Consider the following 14,229-nt stretch of genomic DNA (forward strand, 5'->3'; position numbering starts at 1 on the left):
AGTTATTTTGCTGCATTACCTGCAACATTTAATGCATCCCAAGTTTTTGAGAATGGTGGAGAATATGAAAAATCCATCATTCCAAGTTCCTTTGTTGTAAGTCTTGAATAAATTGCTAAAGATAGTGCATGCATTCTTATTGCAGCTCCATTTTTTCCAATTATTTGTGCTCCAATGATTTCTTTTGTTTTTTCATTGTATATTAATTTAATATACAAATCTTCTTGATTTGGATAATAATTTGTATGGTTTTTATCCTTTATAAATACTGTTTGATATTTAATTCCAAGCTTTAAAGCGGCTTTTTCTGTAAGACCAGTTCTGGCTGCTTCAAGAGATAAGACTTTAATTGATGCAGATCCTAATGTCCCTTTAAAAGAAACACGTCTTCCTGCTAAATTTTCTCCGATTACCTTTCCTAATTTATTAGCTGTTGTTGCAAGAGGTATATAATCATTTTTTTTACTTACAATATTATAGATTGTAGCACAATCCCCTGCAGCAAAGATATTTTTTACACTGGTTTCACCATATTCATTGACAATTATTGCACCATTTGGTAGTGTTTCAAGTTGACCTTCTAAGAATTCAGTAGCAGGTCTTACTCCTGTAGAAAGAATTATAAGATCTGCTTTATATTCAGCTTTATTTGTAATGATCCCTTTAACCTTTTCTTTACCTATTAAGCTTTTTGCAAATTCATTTGTATGGATTAAAACATTATTGCTTTTTAGTTCTTCTTCCATTATGTTAGTAATTTCTTTATCAAATGATTCAATTAGTATTCGCTTATCTAGTTGAATTATTCTTACGTTTTTTCCTAGGGCTTTAGCAGCTTCTACCATTTCAATTCCAATATATCCAGCTCCGATTATTACTATATCATTGATGGTTTTTTTTTCAAAAAGCGCTCTTAGTTCCTTTCCGTCTTGCATGTTTTTTACTGTATAAAAATTATTTAGTTGAATATTGCTAATTGGAGGAATTATAGGATTTGCTCCTGTTGCAATTACTAATTTATCATAAGTGTCATTGAATATCTGTTTTGTTTTAAGATTCTTTATTTTAATAGTATTGTTTTTTGTATCTACTTTAATAACTTCATGTTCAGTGAATACTGATATTCCATTTTGTGCAAATTCATAGGATGTTCTTGCTATCATATTGTTTGGTTCATCGAAGAAACCTCCAATAAAATATGGGAGTCCACAAGTTCCAAAAGATGTAATGTTTGTTTTTTCGTAAATAGTAATGCTTAATTCTTTATTTGTTCGCTTTGCTTTTGCAGCAGCACTGGTTCCTGCAGCCGTGCCTCCAATAATTATTATTTTCATAGAATCCCTTATTGTGCTATTTCATTTTTATTATTATAAATATTTCTGTCTAATTGTTTAAGAGTTTTTGCTGTTATTACGCCTGCAACCATTGAATCACTGACATTAACAGATGTTCTACCCATGTCAATTAAAGGTTCAATTGATATTAATAGTCCAACAAGCTCAACGGGCAGGTTCATTGATGAGAGAACTATTAAAGAAGCTATTGTTGCACCTCCTCCAGCTCCAGCAACTCCAAATGAGGTTATTATTATTATTCCTATAAGTTGGAGGATGAATAGAGGATTTGTTGGATTTATTCCTTGAGTAGGAGCAATCATTATTGCTAGCATGGCAGGATGGAGGGCTGCACAACCATTTTGTCCAATTGATGCTCCAAAAGCACTTGATAGATTTGCAATTCCCTCGCTAACTCCTAATTGTTTAGTTTGTACTTCTACATTAACAGGTATTGTTGCTGTGCTAGAACGAGATATAAATGCAAATGTTAGAACTGGCCATGCTTTTTTAATAAATGTAATTGGATTTAGTCTGTTAAGTGCAATTAATGTCATGTGCATTAAAAGTGTGATACCAATAGCAACATAAGAAGCAAACACAAATTTTCCAAGTTTCATGATATTTGAAATATCGCTTGTTGCTGATATTTTTGTGATCATTGCTAATATAGCATAAGGTGTTGACTTGATAATTAAAATTATCAGTCCTGAAGTTAAATCTTGTACTGTAGATATTATTTTTTTAAAAAATTCTATTGATTCTGGTTTTTTTTTGGAAACTCTAAGAGCGACGATGCCTACTAAGGCAGCAAATATTACTATCCCGATTGTTGAATTTGGCCTTGTTCCTGCCATATCTGCAAATATATTTTCAGGGATAAGTTCCGATAATTTTTGTGTAATTGGATTTTGTTGTAGTCTTTCAAGACCTTGATTTAATCTTGTACCTTGCATAATCTCATCTGTTCCAGATTGGAGTCCTTCTGCTGTTAACTTAAAGAAGAGAGACGTACAAATACCAATTATTGCAGCAATTCCAGCTGTAAATATGAGTATAAATATTACAGATAAGCTCATTTTCCAAACGTCTTGGCTATTTGTTAATTTTACTATTGCAGATATTATTGAGACAAGTATGAGTGGTATTACCATCATTTTAATTAATCTTATATACCCTATACCTATGATATTAATCCATTTCATAGTTTCTTTTATTATGGTTGGCTTTGATTCATAGAAATATTTCATAGTCAACCCAAAGACTATTCCTAAGACTAAAGCTATTAATAGTCTTTTTGTAAATGAGATTTGTTTTTTGTATAGGAAGTATAGAAGTCCTATTAGTGTAATCATGATTGTGATATTTAATAGTATATACATTATTGTTGTATCCATTTTTACCTCTTATTCATAAGTTTTATTTTGGCATATATTTTTAATCATATTCTTGTTAAGTTACTTATAAATCAATTTTATAATTGAAGCAATCTTTCATAAGATTCTATTATTTCATCTTTTGCTTCATTGTTCTTTAGAATTTTCTTTGCAATTGTTTTACCAAGTTGAACGCCTTCTTGGTCAAATGAATTTATGTTAAGTAAAAATCCTTCAAACATTACCTTGTTTTCATAGTGAGACAGTATTGCGCCCACTGTATAGGGTGTAAGTTCTTTTGAATATATTAATGCGGAAGGTCTCTCGCCTTCAAAGTTTTTGTTTTTGTTTGTATCTTCTTTGCCATTAGAGAATGCAATTATTTGAGCTATGAGATTTGCTTTTAATTTGTTGTTATTTGATATTCTTTCTATAGTTATATCTTTTTTTAGTTGTGATTCACTAAATCCTATTAAATCCATTGGCACTATCTCTGTTCCTTGATGAAGCATTTGAAAGAATGAGTGTTGAACATCTGTTCCAATCCCCCCCCAAATTATTCTTACTGTTTTATAATTAATTTTTTCTCCAAATCTGTTTACACTTTTCCCATTGCTTTCCATTTCAAGTTGCTGTAAATGAAGATAAAAATTTTCCATTGCTTTTGAATATGCGATAATACAGTTACTGCTGTAGTTAAGAATGTTACTTTCATATACACTAATTAGTGCTGCTAGGAGAGGGGCATTTTCCTTTACGTTTTTGTTTAGTGCTTTTTTATCGACTTCATGAGCCCCTTTTAAGATTTCTTTTGTAGTGTTTTCTGTGAAACAAAGAGTAATTAGGACAAGACCAACAGCTGATGTTGGTGAAAATCTTCCACCAATTGAATCATGCATAAAAAAGTATTCAAGATACCCCTTTTCAAGGGCCAGCACACTTCCCTTTGAGGTGATGATTATGATTTGCTTTTTATATTCGTTGATACCATTATCTTCTAATTTTTTAATTAAGAATTGCATGTTAGATTCTGTCTCTAGAGTGTTCCCGCTTTTTGATACTATAATAAACAATGTTTCCTGAAGATTTATTGCATTTAAGATTTCTTCTGCTTCATCTGGGTCAACATTTGAAATGAAATATGCTTTCATTAGATGTAAATTTTTCTTATTTGCATAATTTTTGATTGTAGTATATAGTGCTTTGGGACCAAGACTCGAACCACCAATTCCAATTTGTACCACATTTTTGAAGATTTTTCCACTTATACTCTTAATAGAACCGTTTTGAACTTGTTTTGCAAATTTAAAAATTCTTTCAAGTTCGCTCTGAAAAAATTTTCTCATATTTTCATTATTTTCTATGACTTCTGTTCCAAGTTGACCTCTTGTCAAATGGTGTAGAACTTTTCTATTTTCGCTGATGTTAATGTTATTTCCATTAATTATTTCTTTATATTTTTCTATTAGATTTGCTTCGTCACTTAAATTTTGAAATATTTTTAGATGGTTCTCATTAATTTGTTTTGTAGCATAATTATAATGTACTTTATGTCCTTCTATTTTAATATCATATTCTTTTATTCTATTTCCCTTTAAAGCTTTTTTTAGTTCTTCTGGATTGGTTTGTCTTAATTCTTGAAAACTTTTGAGCTTATTAAGATCTTTGTATTTAAGCATAAAGAATCCTCCAATAATTTTTCCATATTCATAATTTTATTTTAAAGATTTTTTTTATTTTAAGTATAATAAATTTTAAAAATCTTATTATACTGTTTCTCGAATAATTTTTTAATTGATTTTCTCCTGCCTCTGATTCACTTTTTGTGAATGATTTTCTAATATTATTTTCATCAAGTTCAATTTCAAGTAAAGTTTTTTTATTTTCTATGGGGATTACTTTGACTTCGACTTCCTTGTATCCAAGTTCTTTTAAGACCTGATATCTTCTGAAGCCTGCTATTAGATTTTTGTTTTTGTCTATTATTATTGGATAAATTAAGCCATGCTTTTTGATGCTCTCTTTAAGAGTTGTAGTATCTCCTATATTTTGTCTGATTCGTCTTTTAATCCTTATTTGTTCTAAATCTATTAACATTTTATTAATCCAATTGAATATTTTCCCCATTTACATCTTTATGTTCATTTTCATTAGTGGGAGAGTTTTTTTTAATTTTTGTGTTATCTTCAGATTCCTTTTCTTTAATTTCTGTATAACTTTTTTTATCTATTTTTGTGTCATTAATATTATTATTATCTGTCATTGTGTTTGGAGTGTCATGATTTAGATTTCCTTTATTGTACTCATTTTTTGCACTGTTATTTTTGAATTCATCGACCTCATTTTCAGGTTCTATTTTGTTTTTTATTTCATTTAATTTGTCAAAATCATCCATGAGATATTCAAATTCGTTAGTTTCAATATTTAGCTCATCATTATCATTGATTTTATCTATTCCATAAATATTAAATTCCATTTTATTTAAAAATTCAGATTTATTTTCATAGTATTTTGATTTTTCAAATGGCTGAGTTCCTGGGATGAATATTTCGTTTATTGTTGTTTCGTTTGGTACTCCTTCTGGTAGTAGTCCTGTTTCTGATTGTATTGTCACATTGACTATTCCTTTGGGTCTTATAAAGACTTTTTTAGGTAAATTTTTATGGTATTCTGCCATAAATTTGCCCCATATAGGACCGGCAATACTTGTTCCCGTTCCAGCTATTCCTAGCGAGTATCCCTTTTTGTCAAAGCCAACCCAAACAGCTGTTGTTATGTAGGGTGAGTATCCTATTGTCCATCCGTCAGACCAGTTTTGAGTGGTTCCTGATTTTCCTGCAATATCAGATTTGAAGTCTTTAAGGTTTGTATATCTTTGATTTGCTAAAGTTCCATATTGGATTGTTGATTTCATCATGTCTGTCATGATATATGCAGTTTGAGGAGATACTATTTGTGCATTAGAGCCTTTATTTTTGATTTCCGTTAATATTGCAGATTCTACATTAGTTATTACTTTCCCGTTCCTGTCTTCAATATATTTTATTCCGTATGGTTCTACTTCTTTGCCATTATTTCCTAAAATTGCGAATGCTCTTGCCATTTGTATTGGCGATGTTGATATTATCCCAAGTGCAAGAGGATATACCTTAGGGAAGGTTTTGTTTATTTCATTTTGATCTTTTATTCCTAATAATTTAGCAGAATATTTAATTGCGTTTTCAAATCCTAATTTATCTAATATTCTAAGAGCTGGTATATTTAGGGATAAGGCTAGTACTTTACGCGTTAATACATTTCCTCTCCATCTTCCTCCATAGTTTTCAGGTGCATAAATCTCTCCTTCTTGATTTAAAAAGGCCACTGGAGAATCTGAAAACATTGTTGCAGCTGTGATTTTTTTCAGGTCAATTGCAGCTGAAAAGTATAAGGCTTTAAATGAACTGCCGGGTTGTATTTTTGCTTGGGTTGCTCTATTAAATTCGCTTCCCTTTCTGTATCCACTTCCTCCAACCATTGCTTTTATTGCCCCTGTTGTAGTGTCTATTGCTATGAATGCACCTTCTGGTTGTACGGTTAAATTTGGATTTGTTTTATTGTTCATTGTGTGTTCTTTTGTTGCTTTGTCTATTTTATCAATTCCTAATATTGCTGCAAAACTTGCAATTAAATCAATGTTATCTTCATAAAATTTTTTTGTTCGTAGTTTTTTATATTGTTTGCCGTTAACTCTTGTGTTTCTTATACCAAGCAAATCGGATATTGTATCAATTACAGGAACTATTTCTGAATTAATTACTAATGTTTCAGATAATTTAGTAGAGTTATACATTTTTCTCGTTTTTGTAATCATTTCTTGTGTAACTTCATCTGCATATTTTTGTGCATCAAGGTCAAGTGTTGTGTATATTGAGTATCCGTCTTTGTATATGTTTGCTCCTGCTGGAAGATGTTTAACTATTCTTTGTCTTATGTATTCTGAGAAATAAGGTGCATGATCTTCTTTATCAGAAATAGCCGATGTGTCTGCCATACGAGTCCAATCGTAGTTTTGCCAGTACTGGTTAAACTCTATCTCAGCTAGTTCAGGACTTATTATTCCATTGGATACTACTTGATTTAATACCGTCCTTTGTATTTTTTTAGCAAATTCTGGATTGTAAAATGGCGAATAGAGTTTTGCATTTGGCAGCTGTATGATCATTAAAACAGCTTCTGCAGTGTTAATATTTTTAACGCTTTTGTTGAAAAAGAATTTTGAGGCTGCTACTACTCCATAATTTCCATTCCCAAAATAGACTTTATTTAGATATTTCTCAAGTATTTCATATTTTGATAATTTCTTTTCAAGTTGGATTGCCCACCAAATTTCATTTAGTTTTCTTAATATCGATCGTCTTTCTTGATTGGTATAAAGAAGTTTTGCTAATTGTTGTGTTAAAGTGCTTCCTCCTGAAAAATATCTTCCAAGAGCAATGTTAAGAGCAGCTCTGAGGATTCCCATGAATGAGAAACCCCTGTGAAAGTAAAAACTAAGATCTTCGCGTATTAAGAGAGTGTTTATTAAGTTATCAGGCATTTCTCTTAAAGATAGCAGCTCTCTATTCTCATCAGATATAAATTGTGTTATGACCTTTCCATTGGTGTCAAAAAGCTTTGATGGTATAGCTGGGTTTATGTCACCAAATTTTTTGTCTCTTTGGATGTTTATAGTTTCAACTATTGCAATTGAGAGTAAAATAATAGCAGAGCTAATAGCAAAATACGTTAAATAAATGAGTATGTTATCCTTTTTACTAAAGATAAGGTTTTTCAAATTATATCCTTCCAAGTAATTATACTATAAAGGTGATAGAATTGATATTTTTATTTAGTTTTTATTAAAAAAAGTATTGTTATAATTTCTTTTTATGTTTATTAATGAAGATTTATAATTCAGATTTATAAAGAATGCAATATGGGTTAAATACTTGCTTCTCTATATATGTTCTATATATGTTTGAGTGAAAATTACATGTAGTTAGGTGATTTAAGTAAGGACTTCTCTTTTGTTAAGATTTTGTTAAGATTTTATTTATTCAATTGGTTTGATATTTTGTTTTTCTTTGGGTGTAAATTTCATTTTTGTGTATCTATGTTGAATAAATTGAGAACTATTGGTTGTATCTAATATTTTGGGATAGAATTATTTAAGGTGTATGCATAAATTAAGATTTTTGAGTTTTATTGCTTTAAAGTTCCTGAATATCGGTTTTAACATGTTTGTTAGATTTCAAAGGAGAGGTTTATGTTTTTGTCTAAAAAAATAAAAAATTATGAAACTAAATATAAGGGCAAAGAGATTAATATGAGCACTGAAATCAACAGTTTTCTTAATATTAGAAATGCTGTTGAAATGAGAGTTGGTACTTATTTAGCATGTGGTGTAATTTATTCTATTTCTATGAATGCTATTAAGCTTATTTTGCAGGAAGATGAAGTTTTACCTATTTTAGCAAAAAATGGAAATTCAGGAAATATTCACTTTAAGAGTTTTGACAATGTTGGAGATGGTTCTTTATTTATTCCCTCTTTAGTTGTTAAGTTAGTAAATACATCTTCTTATTTTGTTCAAGATAAAGAATATAACTTACTGACTCTAGATTTTATATCTCCTATGCCAGGAGAGTTTGCTGTTAAGATTGGCAAACTTCTTGATTTGAAGCTTGGGCAAAATCAAAGAATTCATGAGCGTATTATTATTAATAAAGATTCTCTTAGAAAGCTTAATCTTATATCTGATAAAGCTTTTATTGAAATTAATGGCACTAAGCATAAATGTTTGATTAAAGACATATCTTATGGAGGTGCACTTTTAATATCTTGTTTTGATTATGAGGGAATGGATGAAAGTAATACTGATTTGACTTTAAATTTTGATATTGCAGGTAAAGAAGTGTCCATTGTGGGCAAAGCCAGGAATTTAAGTGTTATTCAGACTCCTAATGGTAAAGTTTTGGCTTTAGGTATTGCATTTTGTGAGGATAAGATTCCACTTGACTATACTATGTTAATTCATGATTACTTTAATTAGATAATTTATGTTTAAAAATATTGTTTATATTTCTCTTCCAGTGGATTTTAAAAGTCAAATTAAGGATTTTGTATTTGATCCTAAGATACTTTTACCTGTTGAGGTCAGTAATGTCCAAAATTTTTCTCAGTATGAACTTAATTTTGAAGCTGTTATGTCTGCGATTCTTAAGATTTCGGCTTATGATCAAGGTAATGTTAATTTTTCTTATTATAAAAAGCTTCTTTTAGCTTTAAAGCCGAATATTGTCAATGAGCTTATTAATGTTGGACTTGCCAAGATTGATGAAGGAGATTATAAGTTAGCTCTTGAGATTTTTTTGTCATTGAAAGGTATTGATGATAAAAATGATATTCTTCTTTTGAATTTGGCGTTATTGTACGAAAGGATGGCCGATAATTTCTTGAAAGTTGAGCAAGATATGGATGCTTTTAGTAGCAATCAAAGTGCTTTAAAGATTTATGAAAGGCTTTTAGACTTTGAAAGTCCAAATGAAAATGTTTTTGCAAATGCTGGATTTTTCTTTGTTAAACAGTATAAATTGGATAAAGCTCAAAATTTGCTTAATCATTATTTAAAAATTTCTACTAATTTAAAGTTAAAGACTAAGGTAATCGAAGTTTTAAATGTGATAAGGGAACATAAGAATTTAGATGTAGATCTTGAGAAAATATATAATCTGATAATTATCTCAAGGGAAGATGAAGCTATTTTTGAGCTTATTAAACTCTTAGAATATCATAGAAGTTCTTGGAATGTTTGGTTTTTGCTTGGATGGGGCTATAGAAGAAAGGGATTTTACTCTGAAGCCAAGGATGCTTTTTTTAAAGTATTGTCTCTTGATTCTAATAATGTCGATGCTATGAACGAACTTGCAATATGTTTTATGGAGCTTCTTGAATTTAATGATAGTTTGAAGTATTTGCTTAAAGCTTTGAGGCTTGAACCTGATAATATCAAAATTGTTTCAAATCTTGGGATTCTTCATTTAAAGATGGATCTTAGAGAAGAAGCTAGAAAATATTTTGAAGTAGTTCTTGAATATGATTCAAATAATCCTATTGCCTTTAAATATTTGAAGCTTTTAGATAGATAATTGTAATTTATTATTTTTTATTGCTTTTAAAGAATAAATTTATTCAGGCTGGCTTTCTTAAGTCTATTGTTAATTGAGTATCCAAGTTGACTATTAGCTACGAATTCAGCAAGTATTTGTTTATGTGTTTTTTCAGATTCTACAAATATTTTATAAATATTTTTTGCATATTCTTCGAGTGTGTTAAATATGCAAATGTTATTCATATCCCAAAGATCATTAAACCAATATGATTTAAAAGTATCTCTCATAATGAGCACTTTTGTGTCTTTTCGTGTTGCATACCATCTTATGTTATCTCTTGGATTAAATAAATAAACGGGTATGCTAGGTCTGTAATGTTCTAGTAAGTTGCCAGGTGATTTGGATAGCATTTTTTCTCCTGTTGAGTATTCTACTCTGAATTCTTCCTTAAGTTCTTTTTCTATCATTTCTTTTGTAATTGAACCTGGTCTTAGTATTAATATATCTTCTTTAGAATTGAATCCTATGACAGTTGATTCTATGCCGATTCGTGATCCTTCATCTTTTTTAATGATTCCCTTAACTAGACCATTAAGTTCCTTGATTGCCATTTCAAAATTAGTAGCACTGGGTCGTCTTGATAAGTTTGCTGATGGGGCTGCTATTGGAACTCCGCTCATTTGAATTAACTTGAGGGCTATAGGCTCTGATGGTATTCTTACTGCGATACTGTCAAGTCCTCCGCTTATAAATTTAGATATTTTACCTGCGTTTTTTAGTATAAATGTTAGAGGTCCTGGAGTGAATTTTTGCATTAAAATCATTGCACTTTTTGGTATATAATCTACAAGTTCATTTATCTTTTCTATTGACTCAACATGTACTATTAAAGGATTTGTAATGGGACGTTTTTTGGCTAAAAATATCATCCGTACTGCATCATCATTGTATGCGTCAGCCCCAATTCCATATACTGTTTCTGTAGGAAATACTACTAATTCTCCTGCTTTTATAAATTTTACTGCTTTTTCTATTTCTGAATGTTTTATAATTTCTGTTTTCATTGATTGAATTCTCTATTTAATCTTACTTATTTATTAAAGCAAAAAAATTGTAAATAAACAATTTAAAGTAATTTAGGTAGTTAACTTTATGTTGCAAATATTAAGTTTTATATTATAATATGCAGTATGGTAGGTTTGTTTAATCTCGTGATTAGTAGCTTTAGTCTTGGTTTTTTATTCTTGTTTTTTGCCTTTACTCAGTTGAACAGCGCTATTGTGGGACTTGCTTCATGGTATGGAGAAGCTTTTCATGGTAAGGTTACTGCTAATGGTGAAAAATTTGATATGACATCTCTTACTGCTGCTCATAAGGAACTTCCATTTAATACTGTTGTAAAGGTTACTAATTTACTTAATAATAGAACAGCTGTTGTAAGAATTAATGATAGAGGTCCTTTTAGAAAAGACAGGATAATTGATTTGTCAAAGGCTGCTGCTGAAAAGTTAGATTTTTTAGGAATAGGTGTTGCTCCTGTGAAAATTGAAATACTAGAAAAGTTGGATGAAAAGAAAGTTATAACACAAGAATCTAAGAAAACTTTTAATATACTAGATTCTTTTAAGGATAATTCTATTGTTTCAGATTCAAAAGTGGGCAGAGATACTAATTTAGAGAAAGCTCACTTTGATGTTGCAGAAAAAATTTTAGATAATTCTACTCAAAAACCAGATTTTTATATACAAATTGGCTCTTATAAGACTAAAGATTATGCTCAAAGGGCTTATAAAATACTTAAAAAAGCTGGACTTCATGTTTTAGTAAATGCTCATGGTCCTTTTTTTACAGTTTTCATTCCTACTTATGCTGATGATGTTCATAAGAATGTTAAGCTTATTAACTCTACAGGATATAAGGACATTTTGGTAAGAAAGACTAAGATTCCAGGAGATAATGTTCCTATAGATTAGTGTTTTGATCTATCTTTTTAAAGAATGTATTGATTATGCTTTTTACGTTTTTGAAATTTGAGTAATAAGTTTTGATATCTGGTAAGGCTTGTAAGAATAATGTACCATAAGTTTTTTCGAAAATTCTTTTGTCAAAACATACTATAATTCCATAATCTTTTGGATCTCTTATTAACCTTCCAAATCCTTGTTTGAATTTCATTATTGCTCGTGGCAATGTTTCTTTTGTAAAAAAGTTTTCATTTTCTTTTATGGCTAATTCGTTTTTTGCCATTAAAATTGGATCTAAGGGGTTTTGAAATGGTAGTTTGGGTATTATTACCATTGTTAATTTGTCTCCTTTAATGTCAATTCCTTCCCAAAAGTTTTTTATTCCTATAAGTACGCTTTTTTTCTTTGATTTTTTAAAAGAATTAATAAGTTTATGTTTGGGTGATTGTCCTTGTATGAAAAGGTTTATATCGTTTGCAATTAGAAAGTCTTTAATATTTTTGCTCGTGTATTCTAAGCTTTTAAATGAGGTTAAAAGAATTAGGGTTCCTCCTTTATTTAAAATCACAAGTTCTTTGATATATTGTATTGATTGACTTAAAAATTCCTCTTCTTTATTAGGGTTTTCAATGCTTGATATAACTGTGAGTATTGATTTTTCTTTATACGGAAAGGAACATGGCAATCTTTCTGTTTTAATATCTCGATTGCTTAAGTTAAGTCCCATTTGATTGATAAAATATGAGAATGATTGATTTATAATCATAGTAGCTGAAGTGAAAATTATTCTTTTTACTCGTTTATGCATAATTTTGTTCAGTCCAGAACCTAAATGAATCTCTGATGTTTTAAATATGGGTGTATTATTTTTGTTTTCTATCCAAGCACAAAGATTGGTGTATTGATTCTCAGAGATGAAATTTTTCATTAATGATTCTTTTAGTTCTATATTTCTCATTAGTCTGTTTAGTTCAATTTTTGCTATTTTGTTTTCAATGTTTTGTATTATTGATATTATGGTTGCCCTATAATTTTCTAGGTTATATATAACGTCTTTTAAATGTGTTTTAATTTGGATGTAGGAGTCGATTTTATGTGTATCATTAATAATTCTGTAATTTGATGGGAAGTCTTTTTGTATTCTTATTATATATTCGATATTTTCAAAGCTTAGCATTGTTGCAATTTCAAAATTTTTCTTGAAATCACTTTTAATATTTTGTCTTTTGATAATTTTATCTATTTTTGTAAAAATTTGTTTTATCCCAATTCTTGAAAAATTATTGCTAAATAGGGTTCTTGCGGCTTCTTCTAGATAGTGAGCTTCATCAATTATTATGTTTTTTATATTAGGCAAGATTAAATTAATCTCTTTCTCTTCATCATTTTTTTCAGAGTTATTTTCATAGTTTTCTTTTGTTATTAATATTTCGTTTTTTATGTAGAGATCATTTAGAAGTAAATGATGATTGGTTATTATAATATCACTTTCTAGTATTTTTTTTCTTGCCTTTTTAAAAAAACATTTGTTTTCGTCAGGACAGGTGATACCTGAACATGTTTCAGGGCTTGCTGATATTTCTTCCCAAATTTGTTCATCAATAAAATTAAGTTCGTCTTTATCCCCCGTTTTTGTATTTTTTGCCCATTGGATTAATGTTTCTAAATTTCCTTTATTAAATGTATATGTCAAGAGACTTTTTTCAAATTCTTTAAGTCTGCGAAGGCACAGATAGTTTCTCATTCCTTTAATGATTCCAAATTTCATTTTAAAAGGAATAATTTTTTTTAAATACTCGATGTCTTTTTTAATTAGTTGTTCTTGAAGATTAATAGATGCTGTTGATATTATTACTTTTTCTTGTGTTTTTTGAATGAAATCAATAGCAGCAATTAGATAAGCAAGGCTTTTGCCAGTTCCTGTTGGTGCTTCAATAACTAAGAAACTTTCATTTTCAAAAGCTTTGCTTATTTTTTCTATCATCTTTAATTGTGTATCTCTTTTTATAAAGCCTTTGATGTTTAATTCTGCTTTTTTTAGTATATATTCAGTTAAATTCAATTTTAGTATATATCCTTTTTAAGAATTTTGTAAGTTTTTTAGATATTTTTCTGAGTTAATTTTAATTTCTTTATGCTTTAAAGGTTTTTTTTGTATTTTCGATATCAGTTTTGTGATACTTAAAATTACTAATAGATCCATTTTAATATATTCTTCAATAATTATTATAATAGAAATATTATTAACATTTTAGCAAATCTGTACTTATTGTCTTAAGAAAATTTGTTCTGGTTATTTTATTGTTTTATAGTATGATTTTGATTTTACAAATTGAACACAATTGTCTAGTTTTTTCCTTGAAAATATTTTTATAAATTTCTTTAATCTTGGGTTTTTGCAAATTGAAGTCATCTTTTGAAA

Annotated in this window: 10 protein-coding genes; 3 read left to right on the forward strand and 7 right to left on the reverse strand. The window is 29.1% G+C overall.

The annotated features are described in order from the left end of the window. Positions 1-2: 2 nt before the first annotated feature. From K5Q05_RS03615 to K5Q05_RS03635, 5 genes are all read right to left on the reverse strand, one after another. A complete protein-coding gene (locus K5Q05_RS03615; RefSeq protein WP_025443490.1) occupies positions 3-1,334 on the reverse strand; it encodes a CoA-disulfide reductase in 1,332 nt (443 codons plus the stop codon). 8 nt (positions 1,335-1,342) lie between these two features. Then, on the reverse strand, positions 1,343-2,731 hold the full coding sequence (locus tag K5Q05_RS03620) for an L-cystine transporter (RefSeq protein ID WP_025443489.1): 1,389 nt from the start codon (positions 2,729-2,731) through the stop codon (positions 1,343-1,345). A gap of 77 nt (positions 2,732-2,808) precedes the next feature. Then, on the reverse strand, positions 2,809-4,389 hold the full coding sequence (locus K5Q05_RS03625; protein ID WP_025443488.1) for a glucose-6-phosphate isomerase: 1,581 nt from the start codon (positions 4,387-4,389) through the stop codon (positions 2,809-2,811). A gap of 28 nt (positions 4,390-4,417) precedes the next feature. Continuing rightward, positions 4,418-4,807: a ParB N-terminal domain-containing protein gene (locus tag K5Q05_RS03630; RefSeq protein ID WP_025443487.1), complete on the reverse strand. Its 390-nt coding sequence runs from the start codon at positions 4,805-4,807 to the stop codon at positions 4,418-4,420. A 4-nt stretch (positions 4,808-4,811) separates the two neighbouring features. Beyond that, complete coding sequence (locus K5Q05_RS03635; protein ID WP_044003317.1) at positions 4,812-7,526, reverse strand: penicillin-binding protein 1A; 2,715 nt, start codon at positions 7,524-7,526, stop codon at positions 4,812-4,814. Positions 7,527-7,997: 471 nt separating this feature from the next. Here K5Q05_RS03635 and plzA point away from each other — a divergent pair, with 471 nt between their 5' ends. Next, the gene (plzA, locus tag K5Q05_RS03640; RefSeq protein WP_025443485.1) at positions 7,998-8,783 is read left to right on the forward strand and encodes a c-di-GMP-binding receptor PlzA; all 786 of its coding nucleotides are present in this window, start codon (positions 7,998-8,000) and stop codon (positions 8,781-8,783) included. A 7-nt stretch (positions 8,784-8,790) separates the two neighbouring features. Beyond that, on the forward strand, positions 8,791-9,879 hold the full coding sequence (locus K5Q05_RS03645) for a tetratricopeptide repeat protein (RefSeq protein WP_044003315.1): 1,089 nt from the start codon (positions 8,791-8,793) through the stop codon (positions 9,877-9,879). A 26-nt stretch (positions 9,880-9,905) separates the two neighbouring features. On the opposite strand, the gene K5Q05_RS03650 is transcribed toward K5Q05_RS03645, so the two are convergent. Next, positions 9,906-10,907 (reverse strand): L-threonylcarbamoyladenylate synthase, encoded by a 1,002-nt coding sequence (locus tag K5Q05_RS03650; protein ID WP_025443484.1) that lies wholly within the window; start codon positions 10,905-10,907, stop codon positions 9,906-9,908. Positions 10,908-11,033: 126 nt separating this feature from the next. Here K5Q05_RS03650 and K5Q05_RS03655 point away from each other — a divergent pair, with 126 nt between their 5' ends. After that, positions 11,034-11,816, forward strand: a complete 783-nt coding sequence (locus K5Q05_RS03655) for a septal ring lytic transglycosylase RlpA family protein (protein WP_025443483.1) — start codon at positions 11,034-11,036, stop codon at positions 11,814-11,816. Here K5Q05_RS03655 and K5Q05_RS03660 read toward each other — a convergent pair. Next, positions 11,806-13,869 carry an ATP-dependent DNA helicase gene (locus K5Q05_RS03660; protein WP_025443482.1) on the reverse strand — a complete coding sequence of 688 codons (2,064 nt, stop codon included), beginning with the start codon at positions 13,867-13,869 and terminating at the stop codon, positions 11,806-11,808. The two genes, K5Q05_RS03655 and K5Q05_RS03660, sit on opposite strands and share 11 nt — an antisense overlap. Positions 13,870-14,229: the final 360 nt, after the last annotated feature.

This window comes from Borrelia miyamotoi (assembly GCF_019668505.1).
Classification (GTDB): Bacteria; Spirochaetota; Spirochaetia; order Borreliales; family Borreliaceae; genus Borrelia; species Borrelia miyamotoi.

Excerpts from the sequence above, each read along its gene's own strand:
- K5Q05_RS03615 (WP_025443490.1), bottom strand. The coding sequence starts at position 1,334 with ATGAAAATAATAATTATTGGAGGCACGGCTGCAGGAACCAGTGCTGCT.
- K5Q05_RS03620 (WP_025443489.1), bottom strand. The coding sequence starts at position 2,731 with ATGGATACAACAATAATGTATATACTATTAAATATCACAATCATGATT.
- K5Q05_RS03625 (WP_025443488.1), bottom strand. The coding sequence starts at position 4,389 with ATGCTTAAATACAAAGATCTTAATAAGCTCAAAAGTTTTCAAGAATTA.
- K5Q05_RS03630 (WP_025443487.1), bottom strand. The coding sequence starts at position 4,807 with ATGTTAATAGATTTAGAACAAATAAGGATTAAAAGACGAATCAGACAA.
- plzA (WP_025443485.1), top strand. The coding sequence starts at position 7,998 with ATGTTTTTGTCTAAAAAAATAAAAAATTATGAAACTAAATATAAGGGC.
- K5Q05_RS03645 (WP_044003315.1), top strand. The coding sequence starts at position 8,791 with ATGTTTAAAAATATTGTTTATATTTCTCTTCCAGTGGATTTTAAAAGT.
- K5Q05_RS03650 (WP_025443484.1), bottom strand. The coding sequence starts at position 10,907 with ATGAAAACAGAAATTATAAAACATTCAGAAATAGAAAAAGCAGTAAAA.
- K5Q05_RS03655 (WP_025443483.1), top strand. The coding sequence starts at position 11,034 with ATGGTAGGTTTGTTTAATCTCGTGATTAGTAGCTTTAGTCTTGGTTTT.